The organism is Actinoplanes sp. DH11, assembly GCF_020873875.1.
Taxonomy (GTDB): Bacteria; Actinomycetota; Actinomycetes; order Mycobacteriales; family Micromonosporaceae; genus Actinoplanes.
Genome location: NZ_JAHWGU010000028.1, coordinates 44,026 through 62,165, shown reverse-complemented (window position 1 = coordinate 62,165; position 18,140 = coordinate 44,026). Strand labels below are relative to the sequence as shown.

17 protein-coding genes are annotated in these 18,140 nt (G+C 73.2%); 10 read left to right on the top strand and 7 right to left on the bottom strand.

The annotated features are described in order from the left end of the window. Positions 1–31: 31 nt before the first annotated feature. Together LPA41_RS32040 and LPA41_RS32035 are read left to right on the top strand one after the other, a co-directional pair. Positions 32–1,000: a DUF3626 domain-containing protein gene (locus LPA41_RS32040; RefSeq protein WP_229074850.1), complete on the top strand. Its 969-nt coding sequence runs from the start codon at positions 32–34 to the stop codon at positions 998–1,000. A 10-nt stretch (positions 1,001–1,010) separates the two neighbouring features. Next, positions 1,011–2,162 carry a hypothetical protein gene (locus tag LPA41_RS32035; RefSeq protein WP_229074849.1) on the top strand — a complete coding sequence of 384 codons (1,152 nt, stop codon included), beginning with the start codon at positions 1,011–1,013 and terminating at the stop codon, positions 2,160–2,162. Here the strand turns inward: LPA41_RS32035 and LPA41_RS32030 are convergent. Then, a complete protein-coding gene (locus tag LPA41_RS32030) occupies positions 2,136–2,642 on the bottom strand; it encodes an alpha/beta hydrolase (RefSeq protein ID WP_229074848.1) in 507 nt (168 codons plus the stop codon). The two genes, LPA41_RS32035 and LPA41_RS32030, sit on opposite strands and share 27 nt — an antisense overlap. A gap of 58 nt (positions 2,643–2,700) precedes the next feature. Here LPA41_RS32030 and LPA41_RS32025 point away from each other — a divergent pair, with 58 nt between their 5' ends. The 4 genes from LPA41_RS32025 (at position 2,701) to LPA41_RS32010 (ending at position 7,057) form a co-directional block, all read left to right on the top strand. Then, on the top strand, positions 2,701–3,012 hold the full coding sequence (locus LPA41_RS32025; protein WP_229074847.1) for a hypothetical protein: 312 nt from the start codon (positions 2,701–2,703) through the stop codon (positions 3,010–3,012). Positions 3,013–3,042: 30 nt separating this feature from the next. Continuing rightward, on the top strand, positions 3,043–3,744 hold the full coding sequence (locus LPA41_RS32020; protein WP_229074846.1) for a hypothetical protein: 702 nt from the start codon (positions 3,043–3,045) through the stop codon (positions 3,742–3,744). A 324-nt stretch (positions 3,745–4,068) separates the two neighbouring features. Then, a complete protein-coding gene (locus LPA41_RS32015; RefSeq protein ID WP_229074845.1) occupies positions 4,069–6,477 on the top strand; it encodes a DUF3289 family protein in 2,409 nt (802 codons plus the stop codon). A 19-nt stretch (positions 6,478–6,496) separates the two neighbouring features. Then, positions 6,497–7,057 (top strand): hypothetical protein, encoded by a 561-nt coding sequence (locus tag LPA41_RS32010; RefSeq protein WP_229074844.1) that lies wholly within the window; start codon positions 6,497–6,499, stop codon positions 7,055–7,057. Positions 7,058–7,155: 98 nt separating this feature from the next. Here LPA41_RS32010 and LPA41_RS32005 read toward each other — a convergent pair whose 3' ends face one another. The 5 genes from LPA41_RS32005 to LPA41_RS31985 form a co-directional block, all read right to left on the bottom strand. After that, entirely contained in the window at positions 7,156–7,512 is a 357-nt protein-coding gene (locus LPA41_RS32005) for a GntR family transcriptional regulator (RefSeq protein WP_229074843.1), read from the bottom strand. A 28-nt stretch (positions 7,513–7,540) separates the two neighbouring features. After that, the gene (locus tag LPA41_RS32000; protein WP_229074842.1) at positions 7,541–8,911 is read right to left on the bottom strand and encodes an MFS transporter; all 1,371 of its coding nucleotides are present in this window, start codon (positions 8,909–8,911) and stop codon (positions 7,541–7,543) included. A gap of 69 nt (positions 8,912–8,980) precedes the next feature. Further along, positions 8,981–9,466 carry a hypothetical protein gene (locus LPA41_RS31995; RefSeq protein WP_229074841.1) on the bottom strand — a complete coding sequence of 162 codons (486 nt, stop codon included), beginning with the start codon at positions 9,464–9,466 and terminating at the stop codon, positions 8,981–8,983. After that, positions 9,463–11,220 (bottom strand): dynamin family protein, encoded by a 1,758-nt coding sequence (locus LPA41_RS31990; RefSeq protein ID WP_229074840.1) that lies wholly within the window; start codon positions 11,218–11,220, stop codon positions 9,463–9,465. The genes LPA41_RS31995 and LPA41_RS31990 overlap by 4 nt, the downstream gene beginning before the upstream one ends. Continuing rightward, a complete protein-coding gene (locus tag LPA41_RS31985; RefSeq protein ID WP_229074839.1) occupies positions 11,208–12,737 on the bottom strand; it encodes a dynamin family protein in 1,530 nt (509 codons plus the stop codon). The genes LPA41_RS31990 and LPA41_RS31985 overlap by 13 nt, the downstream gene beginning before the upstream one ends. Before the next feature lie 267 nt (positions 12,738–13,004). On the opposite strand from LPA41_RS31985, the gene LPA41_RS31980 reads away from it, so the two are divergent. The 4 genes from LPA41_RS31980 to LPA41_RS31965 all read left to right on the top strand — a co-directional run bounded on the left by LPA41_RS31980 (position 13,005) and on the right by LPA41_RS31965 (position 17,496). Further along, a complete protein-coding gene (locus LPA41_RS31980; protein ID WP_229074838.1) occupies positions 13,005–15,836 on the top strand; it encodes a LuxR C-terminal-related transcriptional regulator in 2,832 nt (943 codons plus the stop codon). Further along, a complete protein-coding gene (locus LPA41_RS31975; RefSeq protein WP_229074837.1) occupies positions 15,833–16,378 on the top strand; it encodes a LuxR family transcriptional regulator in 546 nt (181 codons plus the stop codon). Before LPA41_RS31980 ends, LPA41_RS31975 begins: the two co-directional genes overlap by 4 nt. Positions 16,379–16,442: 64 nt before the next feature. After that, positions 16,443–17,102, top strand: a complete 660-nt coding sequence (locus LPA41_RS31970) for an MSMEG_1061 family FMN-dependent PPOX-type flavoprotein (RefSeq protein WP_229074836.1) — start codon at positions 16,443–16,445, stop codon at positions 17,100–17,102. A gap of 31 nt (positions 17,103–17,133) precedes the next feature. Further along, complete coding sequence (locus tag LPA41_RS31965) at positions 17,134–17,496, top strand: nuclear transport factor 2 family protein (protein WP_229074835.1); 363 nt, start codon at positions 17,134–17,136, stop codon at positions 17,494–17,496. Between the two features lie 109 nt (positions 17,497–17,605). Here LPA41_RS31965 and LPA41_RS31960 read toward each other — a convergent pair whose 3' ends face one another. After that, positions 17,606–17,827, bottom strand: coding sequence for a hypothetical protein (locus tag LPA41_RS31960; RefSeq protein WP_229074834.1), 222 nt, complete (start codon positions 17,825–17,827; stop codon positions 17,606–17,608). Between the last annotated feature and the right edge of the window lie 313 nt (positions 17,828–18,140).

Below are 18,140 nucleotides of genomic sequence, written 5' to 3'. Positions count from 1 at the left end.
CGGGTAAGAGCCGCCCGGAGAGGACCGCGAAGTGACCGCGCACGACCCGCACATGCCTGAGCGGCACGCGCTCGCGCACGTGCGTGCTCTCGGGGCGCCCGGGCCGGTCCCGGACGCCCCGATCACGGTGAACTTCCACCCGGACCGCCCGCTCGCCGACGGCCGGACGGTGGCCGAGTGCCTGGCCGCCGACGGCGTCTACCGCAGCCAGTTCGAGACGCGGATCTCCAGCGGGGCGCTCATCGCGTACCCGGGCGGCGACCGCGACCACTGGGAGCACCGCATGTTCGGTGGCGCCTACACCGGCGTCGCGGGCCGGCCCATCTACGGTGCGCTGAACCTGGCCGGGCACCCGGACGGCGCCGCACCCCGGTTCGGCAGCTGCCATCTGGTGCTGCACCGCGCGGTGTCGCAGCGCGCCACGTTCTGCCTCGGCGACAGCCACCGGCAACCGGACCTGGTGGGCACGGCGGACGCGTTCGCGACGATCTGGGCCGAGCTGCTGGACCAGGTGCCCCGGTTCGGTGGCGCGCTCGGCGTCCCCGCCACCGACGCCGGCGCCTGGGCGGCCATCCTCGCGGCGCGCCGCGCCGGGTCCGCGACGGAACCCGGGCGCACCCTCGACGACTACGTCGAAGCCCAGGTCCACGGCGGGCTCACGCTCCGCCACCACGTCGAGGCCGTCGTCGCGGACCCCTGCTTCCGGGGTACGCCCACCGAGACGCACCTGCACGCGATGGGTGTGCCCGTGCGCTGGCACGCCGGGTTCACCCTGCCCGCCGCGGAGTTCCCGGTGCTGCTGCGCGGCCCCGACACCCCGGCGCTGGCGAAGGAACTCGCCGACCGGTACCGCCGGCCGGTCCTGGACGCCGAGGTGCTCGGCCGGGCCGCCCGGGACGGCGCCGACACGCAGCTCGTGAAGTATCTGTGGCACATCCTGGTCCTGCTCGGCCGCCGGCCCGGCGTGCACCGCCCAGCAGCAGTGGACACGTCGGCATAGTCTCGGCCGGATGGACGACTCGCCGCTGCGCCGCCTCCTGGCTCATCACCAGGTCGTCGACCCGGGCGAACGGACCCCGGCAGCGCTGGGTGCTCTCGCACCGCTGCTCGGATGGCGGGCCGCGGACCTGTTCGTGCTGGCCGGCCGTCCGGTCCCGGCCGAGCTGGCGGCCGCACCGAACCCGGGCGGCTCGCCGCACGTCGGCAAGATCATGGACCGGGCCGTCATGCTGGGGACGTCCCAGCGGCGGCGGCTGCACGCCATGATCCGGCGGATGCCGGTGTCGGCCCCGTCCGAGCCGATGCCGGCGCCCGAACCGGGGCAGCCGGGGCAGCTGGTGCAGGCGCTCGCGCGCAACCGGGGGATTCGCCTGATCAACGTCCAGACCCTCATGATCGTCGGCGACGGACCGTACGTCTCCCAGTCCACGGTGCACATGGTCTGCGCCGACCGGGCCGAGCTCACCCCGCAGTATGTGAGTGCGTTCGCCGCGCTGTTCGGGATGCCGGTGGACGACGTGGCCGCGGCCACCGGGGTCGGCGGCGCGCCCACCAACCGCCGGCACCCCGACGCGGCCGCACTCGCCGAACTCGTCTGGGACGCCCGCCGGCTGACCGCCGAGCAGATCCGGGAGGTGCTCGCCGCGACCACCGGCGCCGAGGACGATCCGCGCCGGTACTGCCTGCGCTGCCGCGCCCGCCACCACCCCGGGATGCACGAGCCGGAGCCTGGGCTTGACGTGGACGCCGTGACGGCGTGTGAGCAGCGCCTCGACGGCCTGTTGCGGGTGCTGAACCCGGACTGGACGGTGCCGCCGCTTCCCCCGCTGGGCGAGCTGAACAATCTGCTCAACCGGGTCCACTACAAACGGGCCGAGGTCGCCGACCGGCTCGAGCAACGACCGGACCACGGCGCGGACCTGGGATCCCTGGTGCTCGACGCGATCCTGCACGAGATCAGCGGCAGCACGGTGCGACGGTTCGTCACGGTGATGTGCCGCGCCCTCGGCGAGCGGGCCCTGGCCGAGCGGCTCATCGCCGCGGCCGCGACCGGCACGCCACCGGAACGGGCCGCCGCGGCCCGGGCCTGGCCCTGGATCACCGGGATGTGGGACCCGGACGCCGCTGATCTGCGGCTACGCTTCCGCGCCGCGGTGGGCTAGTTCCCGGAGCAGGCGTTCGCCGTCGGGCCACGGCCCGAACCCGGTCTTGGAGTCCAGGTGCCCGACCGGGCCGGCGTCGTACAGCTGCGCACCCCAGTCCGCGGCCATCCGGGTCGCCTGCGCGAATGTGGCGTGCGGGTCGGTGCGGCTGGCCACCACCACCGACCGCATCGGCAGCGGGTCGTGCGGCGCCTCGTCGCCGACGAACGGCGGGGTGACCAGCAGCGCGGCCCGGACCGGACCGGTGTGCCGCGCCGCCCAGTGCGCCACCGTCAGGCAGCCGGCGCTGTGCGCGATCAGCACGGCCGGCTCGTCGTCCGCGGTCAGCGCCGCGTGCAGGGCCGCCACCCGCTCGCCGGCCAGGTACGGCGGGCCGGGCGGTTCCGGCGCCCACGCACATCCGGGCAGCGTGCGCGCCCACTGCCAGGACCAGTGTTCGGGGTACGGGACACCGCGCCCGGGCACGAGCAGGAATCTCATACGCGTAAAAATAGACGGGATTCGACGGGGGAGACGAGTGACCGATCGACGTGCGCCATTGGACACCACCATTCTGATCGCTGTCGGCTGGTGCATCGTGATCACTGCCGGGGTGCTGATCACGCAGTCGGAGATCCTGACCGGCGGCCGCGACTGCACGGACGCGCCCAGCTGGTGCGTCACCACGGAAATGGTCTTCACCATCGGCCTGACCTGGGGTGCGCCGCTGTGGCTGGGCCTGATGGTGGTGTCCTCGCTGGTCGCGATCCCGATGTCGCGCGTGGTCGCGTCGGCGTTCTGGGCGGGCACCCTGTCGACGTTGCTGGCGGGCGCGGCGAGCCTGCTCGTCATGGCGGCGGCTTTCGGCTGAACACTGGACCGCCGGTCGCACACTGGGAGTGTGCAGACCACCCGCAGAATCCTCATCAGCACGCTCGTCCTGGTCGTGGCGCTGGGCTTCGGGTGGGTCTCCGCCGCGTCCGCAGGTAGTCAGGAGTACGTCGACGACCTGGGCGAGATCGAGCAGACCATGCAGACCGCCGGGATCTTGTTGCTGCTGTGGTCCCTCACCGTCGGTGTCCTCGTGCGCTCGCTGACGCGAGCGATGCTTCTGTCCGCGGGCGGCGGCGCGATTCTGGTGCTCACGCTCAGTGCCTTTCTGTGGTACGGGTACCACAGCGTGCACCCCGCTACCGACGCCTCGATCGACCCGGCCCTCGCCACCCGTGCCGTCGCCCTGGCCGTGCTCGGCGCCGCCCTGGGGTTCGCGACAGCCGCCGTCGCGCGCCGGTTCGCGCTGCCCACCGCCGGTGTGGGCGCGGGTGCGCTGCTGCTGTGGCTGCTCGCCGAGGCGATCGGCTGGGCCGTGCCGACCGGCCGTTTCCAGCTCTCCACCCACCTCGTCGCCTGGGTGGCCGGTGACTGGATCATTTACCGCCCGCCGGCCAGCTGCGTGGGACAGGACGCGGCCACCTGCGGCATGTACCACGCCACCTGGCAGAAGTCCCTGCCGGTGCTGGCCGTGCTGCTGGCGGCCGCCCTGCTGATCGGCGGGCTCGCGTCCCGCCGCCGCGACGAACCGGGCGTCGCCGCAGCGAATTGAGCCCGCCGGCAGATTTTCGGAATCTTTTAGTCACGGGTCGATTAAAAGACGTCGTATTGACCAGTTTCCATGAAACCAGCTGTTATTCAGCACGTGACGCACATCACTGATCGCCTCCCGGCGCAGTCCGGCATCACTCACGGTTCACACGGAACCACTTGACAGACGGCCCGCTATACGTGATCCACCATAGGGGGTCAAGATTTGACTGTCATCAATGTCATGGGGTCGCATTGACCTCACCGCCGCCCTACCTTGAGTCGGTCACGCCACGCCCATTCGGCGGTCCGGGCGCGACCACATTCCAAGCACGGGGAGGAAAGTGTGCGTACTTCTCAGTACCTCCATCGGCTCGGCCTTTCGTTCGGCACCTCGATACTCATGGTCGCCACCGCGGCGCCCGCCGTCGCGGGCCCCGGCGCCAGCCCGGCCCCCGGGGAGACGATCTACCGGGACGCCACGGTCGACGTGTCCTACCGGCGGCTCGCGGCGGGCGATCCGCAGTGGAGCTCAGTGCCGCGGACGTTGCGCGACACCGTGCCGGCGGGCTCCTACATCGCGCAGCTGGAGATCAAGAACCTCTCCGGCGACGACATCGACGGTTGGTCGCTGTCGTTCGAGTCACCGGACCGGATCACGGCGACCGCGGCGGCGAAGCTGGACGCCCCGCGGGGCTTGCGCGCGACGATCCAGAACGACCCGGCGGACAAGCTGATCGAGGCGGGCACCACCTCGACCCTCTGGTACCGCGCGCAGGACGGCAGGACAGCCGCGTACACGCCCATGTGGGCGACGTTCGCGAAGGGCGGGGCGCAGCCGACGCAGGACACCGACGGCGACGGGCTCCCGGACGACATGGAACAGCGCGCGAAGCTCAACCCGAGAAGTGCGGACACCGACCGCGACGGCCTCTCCGACTTCCTCGAACTCGGCACCGGCACCAGCCCCTCGAAGGCGGACAGCGACGGTGACGGCGCCCGGGACGGCAGCGAGGACACCGACGGCGACAAGGTGACGAACCAGCGTGAGGTGCGGTTGCGGACCGCGCTCACCGGGGCGGACACCGACCGCGACGGGCTGGCCGACGGGCAGGAACTGACCCGGCGCACGAACCCGGTCAAGCCCGACACCGACGGTGACGGCGTGGACGACGGCCAGGAAGCGCGGATCACATCGGACCCCCGTGCCGCGCAGGCCGCGTTCGACGTGACGCGGTCCACCACTGCCGGCGCCACCGCGGCCTCGGCCACGATCAAGGATCTCGGCGCCCGCCAGGTGCCGACATTCCGGATCACTGAGCTCCCGGCCGATCAGCCGCAGTTCCCGGCGTCCACCCCGGGTCACCTCGGCAACGGCTACGAGTTCTCGGTCGACGGCCGGTTCGCCCCGGCGACGATGACCTTCACGGTCGACCCCGCACGGATGGGAGCGGACGTCAGGCCCGCCGTCTACCGCTACGACGACACGTCACAGCGGCTGGTGAAGGTCGAGGGCCAGCGGATCAACGGCGGCACGATCACGGCCACCACCGCGACCGCCGCCAAGTACGTGGTGCTCGACAGCCGCGTTTTCGACGAGGTCTGGGATCGGACCGCCCGTGCGGGTTCGGTGGACACCGACGGTGACGGGGTCAGCGACCACTACGAGAACGAGAGCCGGTCCGGGCGGCTCCGGCAGGGCAACGGGGTGCCGCTCGGCGCACTGGACCCGAACAACGCGGACACCGATGGCGACTCACTCACCGACGGCACCGAGGTCCGGATCGTCACCGACGAGCTGCCCGGCTCGCAGGAGCTGGTCTACGCCAGGCTGGCCTCGCATCCGCTGAGGCAGGACACCGACGGCGACGGGGCCCGCGACGCCGCCGACCGGCAGCCCCTCGCCGCCGACCCGGTGTCCATGCTGATCCACCAGTCCCAGAACCGGGAAGGCCGGCGTAAGGAGCCCGACCCGGAGAACTTCCAGGTTCCGCCGAGCCCGCAGGTGGCGGACGACCTGACGTTCAACGACTACACCTTCGGCGAGCTGACCGATCTGGGCTGGGATTTCTGGGTCGCCCGGATCACGCCCGAGTTCCTCATGTGGGCCGAGTTCAACGACATCATGAACATCGGCAAGCTCGGCGCGGCCGCCGACAACCAGCAGGCGGTGGACGACCTCCGCAACGCCTTCCGCTACGGCCGCAACGGGCAGAGCGCGGGCACCGTCGACGTGGACGACAACTACGACCCCGCCAAGTACCTCCAGGTCGGCTCCGGCACCGCGCTGTCGCGGGCGGTCGCGGCCTCGCCGCAGGAGCAGAGCTACATCGACAAGGCGAAGGGAATCATCGTCCAGTCGATCACGAATAATCTGGGCGGCATCGCGCAGTTCCAGGTCCAGGACGATCTCAACCTGAACCTGCTGTATCAGCTGTTCGACAGCAGCGGCCTGCAGTATCCGGTGTACGACTTCTCCCTTACCAACGCCAACCAGCGGGCCCTCTCCATCGCCATTCACCAGTTCCACGGGCACACGATCGAACTGAAGAACTATGTGATCACCGGAAATACCTTCTCCGGGACGCTGCTCTTCCACTCGTACGATCATTTCGGGCTCGACGCCGACGACGAGATCACGAATTACGGTTTCATCGACTGGTTTACGCTCCAGCACTATGACCGGTTCAACGGGAAGTACCCCCCGGCGATCGCGGTGGCGGACGTCGAAGTCCCCATCAGTGGCTCGTTCTGATTCACCGGAACCTGACGCGGTGAAGCAGCAGCGCCGGGGACGACGCTCGCCGGTCCGGATCGTGCTCGTCACGCTCATCGTCGTGGCGGCGCTCGTGGTGGGCTGGCGGGTCGCCGTCCTCGGCGCTCTGGAGCTGCACTTCGGCAGCGGGTTCGACAAGAAGCGGTTCGACCGGCTGGAGTCGGAATTCGATCGTTCGCCGGAGGCCTTCGCCCAGGCCGACGCCCGGATGCAGGAGCTGGTGGCCGCTCACCCGCGGGCCCCGCGCATCTCCTGGACCCGGGCGTTGATCTGCGTCCGCGACGCCTGCGAGCCCACCACCGCACGGGACCGAGCGACCTACGAGGCGCTGCCGGACGTCAACCTGATCGTGCATCAGTCGAAGGACCCGGGGCGCACGTTCTTCCGGCTCTTCATGCAGGACCCGCCGCGCTACACGATCATGCACGCGCCCGGCGACACGGACCCAGCGGCGTGGGCGAAGGACCGTGGGTTCCGCGGCGTCCGGTCGCTCACCCCCGGATGGGTCATTCTCGGGCCGATCCCCGACGTGGATCGTGAGAACGACCAGTGGCCCTGACGCACCCGCCCCGACCTGATCATCGCGCCGCGCCTCGCCGGAAGGAACGGAACGCCCGGGCGGCTCAGTGAAGGGACGGGACGTCGCTCCAGCCGTACTCAAGAAGTCAAAGCGGCCTTGACCAGCGCCAGCGCCTGGTCCGCCGGGATGCCCAGGGCCCGGATCCGTGCCGCGTAGTCGGCGGCGGCCTGCTGCGCCAGCAGCGAGGTGCCCGCGGCGCGGGCGGTGATCACCGTGCCGTTGCGGCCCTGGGTCTCGACGAGGCCGGCGTGTTCCAGCTCCCGGTAGGCGCGGGCCACCGTGTTCGCTGCCAGGTTCAGATCGGCGGCGAGTTGCCGCACCGAGGGCAGCCGGGTGCCGGCGGGCAGGTCCCCGGCGGCCGCCAGCGCCGCGATGCGCAGCCGGACCTGTTCGTAGGGCGGTGCCGGGGACGCCGGGTCGATCGTGATGTCCATCCGGGCAGTCTGCGGCACGGTGCCCGGTTCAGAGCAGCTTGGGAGGTGTGTTGCCGACAGCGGTGATGGCGCGGCGCAGCGGCACGAAGGCCAGCAGGACGCCGCCGACCAGGAAGAACACCATCAGCGAGACAATGCCGGCGCGGTAACTGTTGGTCAGCTGGAAGATCAGGCCGAAGAAGAGCGGGCCGAGCCAGCTGGTGCCCTTGTCGCTGATCTCGTAGAAGCCGTAGTACTCGCCTTCCCGCCCGGCAGGGATGAGCTGCGAGAACAGGCTCCGGGACAGGGCTTGGCTGCCGCCCATGACCAGGCCGATGCCGGCGCCGAGCAGCATGAACGGCAGCGGTTCGCCCTCGGGTAGCCAGTAGGCGGCGGTGACCACGACCAGCCACAGCGCGAGGCTGAGCAGGATCGTCTTGCGCGCGCCGATCCGGGTGGCGAGCGCGCCGAGCAGTAGGGCGCCGCCGAACGCGAGGAACTGCACGATCAGGATCGTGATGATCAGGGTGGACTGGTCGAGTTTGAGTTCCTCGGTGCCGAACTGGCTGGCCAGCGCGATCACGGTCTGGATGCCGTCGTTGTAGATCAGGTAGGCGCCGAGGAAGAAGATCGTCAACGGGTACGCCCGCATCGCCTTGATCGTGTGCCCGAGCTGCTTGAACCCGTCGGTCAGCACGTTGCCCTTGGCTGCGGACGACTCGGTGCCGGGGCGTTCCCGCAGCCAGAGCAGCGGTACGGCGGTGAAGGCCGCCCACCACACACCGGCGGACACGATCGACCAGCGGGCCAGGTCCAGGGTGCGCTGCGGGTTGCCGTCCTCGCTGAGCACGATGACCGCGACCAGGTTCAGGGCCAGCAGCACACCGCCGCCGAGGTAACCGATCGCCCAGCCCCGGCTGGAGATCCGGTCGCGGTCGTCGGGGCCGGCCAGCTGCGGCAGGAACGAGTTGTAGACGACGATCGCCGCGCCGAACGCGATGTTGGCGATCAGGAACAGCAGGCCGCCCAGCAGATAGCGGTCACCGGTCACGAAGGCCATGCTGATCGTGGCGGTCGCGCCGAGGAACGCGGCGCCGGCGAGCAGCGGCTTCTTGCGCGGCGCCCGGTCGGCGATGGCGCCCATGACAGGCAGGACGAAGACGGTGAGCAGCACCGAGAGCGAGACGAGGTACGCGTAGTAGGAGCCCGCGGCGACCGGGATCCCGAACGGGTGGACCATGCCGTTGCACTCGTCGGCGTCGATGGCGCAGCCGGCAGCCTGTTCGGTGACGCTGGTGAGGAACGGGCCGAGGAACACCGTGATGACCGTGGTGGAGAACGCCGAGTTGGCCCAGTCGTAGAAGTACCAGCCGGTGCGTTCTCGTCTACCCGCCGGGACGGGGGTCTGTGTGCCGGTCACGTGCGCTCCCAGAAGTCGATTTGTGCGCGCACATGATGTCACCCACCGGCCGCGATGGGGAGATGTGGATCACTGTTCATCCGGAGTCCACCAGCGCGCGAGGGCACTGGTCGCCGGGTCGTCACTGTCGGCCAGAGCGGCCCAGTCGGCGGGGCCGCCGGTGTGGGCGTACGCGGCGAGTTCCTCCGGGGTGACCGGGTCCAGCGGCGGGGTGAAGCCACCGGTGTCCGGGGTGCCCAGGGTGGCGGTGTCGATCCACGGGAAGCCGTCCACGGGTTCCGGCAGGTCACCCAGCTCCAGCGCCGGCGGGAACGGGTCGTCCGCCGGCACCTCGTCGGGCGGGTCCGCGACGTCCGGCAGGTCCGGTGTGTCCGGCGGATCGAAGTGCGGCAGCTCCGGTGTCCCGGGCAGATCGAAGTGGTCATCCGCCGCGGCACCGGTCTGCGCCGCGGCATGCGGGTCGTCGAAGCCGGGTTCGTCGAAGGCAGGCCCCTCGCCGGGGCGGTGCGCGTCGTCGAAGTCGTGGTCGAAGTGGTCGTCCCAGTGGTCGGTCATGCGATCGTCTCCCGGTCGTCGTCGATCGGTGCGGGTGTCAGTGCCCGGGCCCGCAGCAGCGCCTCGTCGGCCTGCCGCAGCCGGGTGGCGGCCGCGTCCCGTTCCTGCTGTGCGGCGGCCCGCCGCCGGGCACGCCCGGCGGCGTCCTCGGCGGCGGCCGCGTCGATCTCGGCGATGTGCGCGTCCAGCTCACGCAGCCGCCGTTCGATGGCGTCGTCCAGCGCCACCGACAACGTGTACTGCAGGTCGGTGAACCGCTGGGTGACCTCGTCACCGAGCGCGGCCCGGGCCTCGGCGAGCACGTCGCGCAACCAGGTCTGTGCCTGCCGGCGGTCGTTGTGCACGCGCCGGCGGTAGAGCACGTACCCGCCCGCGGCGAGCCCGAGGCCGATCCCGGCGAACGGCAGCAGCAGGCCACCGGCCCCGCCGAGCGCGGCGATCCCCAGGGCCGCGCCGCGCCCGGCGACCAGGGCGATCCCACCGGCGGAGAGCGCGATGAGCACGTTGTCGCCGGACCCGCCGCGCGGCGGCTGGGTGGTCACCCGGTGCCGCAGGCTGATGGTGGCGCTGTTCGTCTCGACCAGGATCCGTTCGGCGATCTCCCGGGAGGTGTCCTCCAGCCGTTCGGACACCTCGGCGGCGATCGCCTGCAACTGGGTGTCGACCTCGTCGGGCAGCCCGTCGGTGCCGGTCGCGTCGATCCGCTCGGCCAGGACGTGCTGAACCTCGCCGATCCGGGTGCGCAGGTGCCCGACGGTCGCCACCCGGGCCCGCTGGATCTCGGTGGACAACCGCAGCGTCGCCTGCCGGGCCTCGGTGCGTTTGCGCCCGGCCAGGGCGTTGCGTTCGGCGCGGGCCTGCGCCTGCGACGCCGGGTCGGCGGCGGCCGCGCGGACCCGGGCCTCGGCGTTGTCGTGCAGCCGGGCCAGGTCACCGCGGGCCGCGCGCAGCACGTTGGCCAGCCGCAGCTGGTGGCCGCGGCCGGCGAGTTCGATGAGCGCGTGCTGCAGCCCGACCACCCGGGACTCCTCGAGCAGCTCGTCCACGCCGCCCAGGGCCAGTTCCGCCAGGCGGGCCGAGACCGGGAACCACGGCGCGTCGGCGAACCGGGGCGCGTGCGCGCGCAGCAGCTCCCGGTTGTCCTCGGCGATGGCCCGCCACTGCGGATACGCGTCGATCTTGGTGAGGGCGAACACGACGGCGTCGACCCGTTCGGTGGCGGCGGTCAGGAAGTCCAGTTCCGGTTTCGACAGCGGCGCGGAGGCGTCGGCGACGAACAGCAGGGCGGTGGCGCGGCGCACCGCGGCCAGGGCGATCGTGGCGTGCGCCGGGTCCAGGCCACCCGCGCCCGGGGTGTCGAGCAGGCTCAGATATCGCAGCAGCGGCGCCGGGTGGGTGACCTCGATGCGCCGGGCGCGCTGCTTGCCGGTGGCCCAGGTGGCCAGGTCGTCGACCGGGACCTCCTCGCCGCCGGGCAGCCAGGCCCGGGCCGAGAAGGCGTCGCCGGGCACGAAGTCGAGGTAGGCGGCGGTGGTGACGGCGGCGTCGACCGGGGACAGCCCGGGCACCCCGAGCAGCGCGTTGATCAGGGAACTCTTGCCGCGCTTGGTCTCGCCGACCACGACCACGCCGGGCCGGACCAGGTGGGCTCGGCGCAACTCGGCGAGCTCACCGGCCGCGTCCGGGTCGGCGGTGCGCAGATAGGCGAGGGTGTCGCGGACGGCGGTGTCCAGCACGACGGTCAGGTCCTGCACGGGCGTACCTCCCCGGTCGTCGTCCCGGTCGCCGGCTCCCCGGCGGGTTTCGTCGAGACCTCGCGCGCCAGCAGGTGGAAGCCGCGGGACGCGACCTGCGCGATGCGCGCCTGTGCCGGGCCGGCGCCGTCGAAGGCCCACGCCCGCCAGCGCCCGGCCGCCGCGATCGCCGCGGCGGCCAGCTCGTCGTCGCCGGCGTCCGGCAGGCCCAGCACCACGCGCGGGTCGTCGGCGGTGGCCAGCCGGATCAGGTCCTGCTCCCAGGGCTGCGGCAGCGCCACCGCACCGGTCGCGGCCCGCTGCGCCGCGTCGAGCAGCCGCAGCCGGTGGTAGGCCGGGTCGCGCAGCGCCTGCTCCAGTGCGTCGCGCAGCGCCGCCCGGTCGCGCGGGTCCGCGGCGAACCCGGCGAGACGCTGCAACCGGGTCAGCGCCCAGCCGGCCTTGATCGCGTCGCAGCGCCAGCGGAACGTCCGGTCCACGGTGTCGCGCAGCCGCGGGAACCCGGACGCGCCGAGCAGCCGCCGCACCAGCTCACCGGTGCCCAGCCGCGGATCGGCGGCCAGCTGGGCGCAGGCGAAGCCGATGCCGTACAGGTCGAGGCGGGTCAGCAGCCGCTCCCGCTGCTCGGCGGAGACCGGCGCGGGACGGCTGCGAAACAGGTCGGCCGAGGCCAGCAGCAGCGTCAGCGTCGCGGCCGGCAGGGCGGCGAGCCGGGCCAGCGCGTCCCGGTCGGCGGCGGTCAACCGGCCCGCCTCGGCGGTCTCGGCGAGCAGGGCGGCCACCGGCACGACATCACCGACGGTACGGGCCAGCAGCCCCGCCTGCTGCCCGGCGAGCCGGCCGGCCACCGGCCACGGGTCGTCGGCGCCACCGGTCAGGGTGTCGGCCTTGCCGAGCACGCCGATCGCGTTGATCGGGCTGGTCGCCAGCCGTGCCGACGCGGTGTGGAACGCCTCCAGCGCCTGCCGGTCGTCGGCGCGGACCGCCTGGGTGAAGACGTAGACGACGGCCTCGGCGGCGGCGACCTCACCGGCCGAGTCGGCGTCGATGCCGACCGCCTCCTCGGCGCGGCCGCTGCTGGCGGCGTCGGTGGAGGCCAGGCCGGGCGTGTCCACAACGGTCAGGTCACGCAGCCGGTCACTGGTCAGGGTCACGTCGACGTGGGCGACCCGGGAGGCGGGCACCCCGAGCCGGGACGGGACCATGCCGTCCTCGTCCAGCGGCAGGCTGTGCCGATTACCATCGCGGGTGACGACGTCGATGCGGTCGGCCGGTCCGTAGCGGAACCGGGTCACCACCCGGGTGCACTCACCGGCGGCGGTAGGGGCGACCCGGCGGCCGATCAAAGCGTTGACTAGTGTCGACTTTCCGGCTTTCAGGCGACCCGCGATCGCCACCCGTAACGGATCGTCAAGACGGTCGCCGATCTGTTGTACCTGGCCACCAGCGTCGGAGGAGACTTTCGTGACGATCTCGTGACAGAGAGTCGCGATGCCGGTGGTGAGGGGCCCGCTCACCACGACTCGTCAGCCGGCCGCACCGTCGGCGACAATGTGCGTACCGCGGCTGTCGTCGTCACGAAGGGACCTTTCATCCGGCGCGCGGCAGGGCGGATCGCCTGCCCGCACCACAGCCTACGGACGTGGGGGCCGGGTCCGGGATCCCGAGTTCGTGCCAGTGCGCGTCCCGGGGCCCGGGACAGCGGGGCCTGAGGACAGCGGGGGTCCGGGGCAGCGCGAGTTCGGGGTAGCGGGAGTTCGGGTCGGTGAGGGGGAGGAGCGCAGGTGGCGGACGAGCCAGAGGTGGCCGCCCGTAACGCACTGCGCCACGGGCCGGCGCTGGTCGTGCTCGCCGGACCACCCGGCTGCGGCCGCAGCACCCTGCTACGCAAGATCGCCGCCTCGGTGCCGGGACCGGCGTACCTCGGCGGCGGGCTCGCCATGCTCGCCGGTGTCCCCGCGCTGGCCTTGTCCCGCGCGGTGCGCGCCCGCCTGCCCGCCGACGACGTGCACCTGCTCGCCGAGGCGGTGCGCTCCCGGGTCCGCGGCGGCCTGCTCGTCCTCGACGACCTGCACCACGTCGACCCGGCCACCCTCGCCGCGTTGCCGCACATCGCCCGGCACTGCCGGGTGCTGGTCGCCGTGCGTACCCCGCATCGCCTGCCCGCCGACGCCCTGCGCGCCGCCGCCACCGCCTGGCTCCCCGTCCCGCCGCTGGGCACCGCCGCGGCCACCGCCCTGGCCCGGTCCACCGCCGCCGGCCTCGACGACGCCGCCCTGGCCGCGGTCCTGGCCCGCGCCGGCGGCAACCCCCTGGCGATCACCGCGCTGGCCCGGCAGGCTGCCGCCGGGCGCGCCCCGGTGGGCGAGGACATCGACCAGGTGGCGTACGCGATCGCCGCCGCCCTCGCCGACCTGCCCCGGCCGGCCCGCACCGCGCTGGCCGCGCTCGGCCTGCTCGGCCGCCCCGCCCGCGCCGAACTACTCGGCACCGGCGCCGCCGACCTGCTCGCCGCCGGCCTGGTCACGGCCGAGGCGGGCGGCTCACTGGTCCCGGTGTCGGCCTACGTGGCCGAAACCGCGGCCGGGCTGCTCGACGCCCCCGCCCGCACCGACCTGCACACCCGGCTCGCCGACCTGACCCCGCCCGCCGAGTCGGCCCGGCACCTCGCCGCCGCCGGCGACACCGACGGCGCCTACCGCCGCGCCCTGTCCGCCGCCGACCGCGCCACCGGCGGCGAACGCGCCGAACTGCTGCTGTTCGCCTGCGGCCTGGGCACCACCACCGACCCCCGGGTACGCCTCGCCGCCGCCGACGCCGCCCTGGCCACCGGCCGCCCCCTGGACGCCGCCGCCGTCCTGCGGCCCCTGGCGCTGACCCCGCCGACCGCGACAACCCTCGCCCTGGAAGCGGCCGTGCTGCGCGGCGAGGCCCTGCTGCAGGCCGGCGAGACCGCCGCGGCCCGCGACGCCGTGCGCCAGATCCCGGACACCGCCGCCGTCCCCGTCGTCGCCGCCCGCGACCGGGTGCTGCTGCTGACCGCCCTCACGCTGGAACCGATGGCCGCCCTCGACCTCGCCGACAAGATCGCCGTCCGGCACCCGGACCCGCTGCCGGGCATCGCCGCCGCCCTGGCCGCGGTGCGCGCCACCCACCGCCTGCCCGGCTGGGAACAGGCCCTGTCCGCGGCCGCCTTCGGCACCGTCACGACCACCGGCCGCCCGCCCGGCCCGGCCTCACGCCCCGGCCTGAACGCCCCCGCCGCCGCACCGGGCGGTCCGGGCTTCGCTTCCGGGACGTCCTCGATGTCCGGCCCCGCCGAACTCGCCGGCACGCCCGTTGCGGCCGCTTCCGGATCCGCAGCGCGCGGTTCGGCCTCCGGTGACTCGGCGACCGGCGCCACCGGCCCGGGCGGGGATCCGCTGATCACGCGGTGGAGTGCGTGGCTGCTCGTGGAACACCTCGCCGCGGACGGCCGGCTCGTCGAATCGGCGCACGCCGCCTCCCACGCGGCGGCGGCTGCCGGTGCGGCGCTCGCCTACGGCTGGCAGACCCGGTTCCTCGCGGCGGCCGACTGGGCGCTCGCCCTGCACGGCCACCACCTGGGACTGCCGCCCACCGCACCGCCCGGAGCCGGCCCACCGGCGGCGCCGGACACCGCGTTCGGCGCACTGACCGTGCCGCCGGCGTCGTCACCGGACGCCGTCCTGCCGGCCGGACCAGCCGGTCCGGCCGACGAATTCGGGTCGGGCGACCGGCTCGCGCCGGAACCTGACTGGGACGGCGCGGAAGGCGTGCTGCGGCGGGCCGCGAACCTCACCGACCTGGCCATCCCGGCCGACGCCCTCGGGTACGCGACGGCCGCCACCGCCCTCATCGAAGCCGACACCGGTCTGCTCGCCGCGGCACGGGCCCGCCTCGGCCGCGCCGCCGCGCACCCGGCGGCCGGGTGGGTGGCCCGGGAGGCGGCGTGGCTGGACGGGCAGCCGGACCGGGCGGTCCCGCCACCCGCGGCCGGCGTGACCGGGCTGCTCGCCGGGTTGCACGCGGTCACCGGGTGGTGGGCGGCGCACGACCTGGGCGTACCCGGGCCGGTGGAGATCCCGGTCAACCTGCCCGGCCCCGCCCGCCGCACCCTGACCGCGTGGGCGCTGGGCACCGGGTTCGCGGCCGCCGCGGACGCCTGGCGGCCGGTGGCGTTGCGCGAGCAGATCCGCTGCCTGCTCGCGGCCGGGCTGACCGAACCCGACCGGGACCGGGCCGTCGCCGCGCTGCTGCGCGCCGAACAACTCGCCGACCAGGCCGGCCTCACCGTGCTCGCCGGGCGGGCCCGCCGCGGGCTGCGCCGCCACCAGATCCACCGCGACACCCGCAGCCGCCGCTCCCACGGCCGGCTCACCCAGCGGGAGATCGACGTGCTGCGCTTGGTCGCCGCCGGTGAACCGACCCGCCGCATCGCCGGGCAGCTAGGCATCTCCGCGGAAACCGTCGACACCCACATCCGCGCGAGCATGCGCAAGCTCGGCGCCCGTACCCGCACCGAAGCTGCCGCCCTGGCCTTCACCGCGCCCCCGGCGCGGTCTGCCCCCTTCGATGACAGCGAGGACGGCCGGTGACCAATCTGCCCGACGCACCACGCCACGTAGTCGCCAACTCGGCCGAGGCCGACACGGTCCTGCGCCGCCTGGCCCGCGAAGGGTGGACCGCGCGGTCCGGCTTCGCCCTGCCCGACCCGTCCTGGGACGTGGGCGCCGCCCAGCTCGTCCTGCACGGCCGCGTCCACGACGAGGACCTGGAGACGGCCCGGCTGGTCGTGCTCGCCGCGGCCCGCGGAGCCGGCATCGTCGCTATCTGCGACGCCGAATCCAGCGCCGGGCGCGCCCTGGTCGACGACCTGGCCCGGCTCGGCCCGCTCAACCGCGGCGCCGACACCGCCGTCGACGGCTCCGACGTGATCGCCAACCTGATCCCGGAGCAGCGCGCCCTGCTCGACCGGCTCGCCTCCGGCGACACCATCGCCGCCGCCGCGGCCGCCGAGTTCCTCTCCCTGCGCACCGCGAACCGGCGCATCGCGGAGGCCCGGCAACTTTTCGGGGTACGCACCACCCGCGAGGCCGTCCTCGCCTACCTGCGGCAACGCCAGCGCCAGCCGGAGTGAGCCGGCGCCGGCCGGCCGCGGCGGGGGCACACCGCCGCCGGGCAGGTCCATTAAGGTCGGTGACATGACGTCAGCCGTTGCCGCCAGCACCTTCGACTCGCTGCGCCTGGACGCCGTGCCCGACCAGCAGGCGCTGCGTCAGGTCTACGACATGCCGAACGCCGCCGCCGTCCGCAAACAGATGACCGAACTCACCGAGCAGACCCGTCAGCTGATCGCCTGCTCGTCGCTGGTCCTGATCGCCAGCGTGGACGCCGCCGGCAACTGTGACGTCTCCCCGCGCGGCGGCCCGGCCGGGTTCGTCTCCGTCCTGGACGCCCGGACGGTGGCGATCCCGGACGCGACCGGCAACAAGCGCCTGGACACCCTGCAGAACGTCATCGCGACCGGCCGGGCCGGTCTGATGTTCGTCATCCCGGGCCGCACCACGACGCTGCGGCTGAACGGCCGGGCCTGCGTCTCCACCCGCCCGGAGCTGCTGTCGCAGCTGACCGCCGTGGGTAAGCCGCCGGCCAGTGCCCTGGTCGTGGGCATCGAGGAGGTCTACCCGCACTGCCCGAAGGCGCTGCTGCGCGGCGGGGTCTGGAAACCGGAGCAGTGGCTGCCGGCGGACGCCCAGCCCACCTCGGCCGAGGTGACGCTTGCCCAGCTGCGGATGCCGGACCTGACGATCGCCCAGATCGAGCAGACGGAAGCCGACGCCCTGAAGTACCGGTACGAGTGACACCCCGCCCCACGGACGGCAGGAGCTGCTGGTGACCACCCACATCCATCGGCTCCATCAAGCTTTCGACGCGGCCGAGCTGGGCGCCGACACCGGCGCGCTTGACGTGTTGCTGGCCGACGACTTCCGGTCCATCGGCGAGCGCGGCCACGTCCTCGACAAAGCCCGGTGGCTCGGCCAATTCGCCGACTTCTCCTACACCAGCCTGGTGAGCAGCGACGTCGAGGTGTGCTCCTACGGTCACGCGGCAATCGTCCGGTGCGTCCAGCGCAGCCTTTCGACGTGGCACGGGCAGCGGATGGCGCTGACCGTCCGCGCCGGCCAGACGTGGGTCGAGACGCCTGCGGGCTGGCGGCTGGCCGGCATCCAGTTCAGCACCCTCGACGGCGCGTGATCGGCACCGGCCCGTCCCGGGCCCAGGTCCGAGAGGAGGTCCCGGTCTGTGCGGCGGTCCCGGTCCGAGCCTGTCACTGGGTCACGTCTCGCAGAAACGGCGGCGCCACTCACCGGATGCGGCCGAACAGGAAGTAGGCGATCGGGACCACACCCCCGGAGTTGATCAGAGTGCTGCCGGCCCACAACCATTTCGGGCCACGCACCTGCTGCGCCGGGCGGCGTTTGAGGTCGACGGCCATCGCCGTCTTCAAGGCGGTCTCCACCACCCCGACCACAATGATCGTCCGCTTCTGTGACCGGCTCAGGTCACGCCACCGCCGCTTCGCCATCGCCGCCTCCGCGCTTCGCTGTGTGCCGTACTGGCAACCTACCGCCCTGCGCGCCGCCCGTAGTGTGATCCGACGGGCTCGATGCGGGGAGCGCGGCAGGGCCGCGGCGGTCCGGCACCGCGCCGTCGCCGCGCTCGGCTGCGTGCTGTCGCCGCGCTCGGCTGCGTTGACGTCCGCTGCGTGCCGTCGCCGAGGTCCGCTGCGTTGGGTCCGCGTGGCGGTGTTTGATCTGCTAGCGATGCGAAATCGCTGTGATCATGGGGTTTTGACCGCGATTTGGCATCGCTAGCAGATCAACATCTCGCCATGGGCG

Bases quoted from the DNA above. Each gene is read 5' to 3' on its own strand.
- LPA41_RS31970 (WP_229074836.1), top strand. From the start codon at position 16,443: ATGACGTCAGCCGTTGCCGCCAGCACCTTCGACTCGCTGCGCCTGGAC.
- LPA41_RS32030 (WP_229074848.1), bottom strand. From the start codon at position 2,642: ATGAGATTCCTGCTCGTGCCCGGGCGCGGTGTCCCGTACCCCGAACAC.
- LPA41_RS32005 (WP_229074843.1), bottom strand. From the start codon at position 7,512: ATGGACATCACGATCGACCCGGCGTCCCCGGCACCGCCCTACGAACAG.
- LPA41_RS31960 (WP_229074834.1), bottom strand. From the start codon at position 17,827: ATGGCGAAGCGGCGGTGGCGTGACCTGAGCCGGTCACAGAAGCGGACG.
- LPA41_RS32035 (WP_229074849.1), top strand. From the start codon at position 1,011: ATGGACGACTCGCCGCTGCGCCGCCTCCTGGCTCATCACCAGGTCGTC.
- LPA41_RS31995 (WP_229074841.1), bottom strand. From the start codon at position 9,466: ATGACCGACCACTGGGACGACCACTTCGACCACGACTTCGACGACGCG.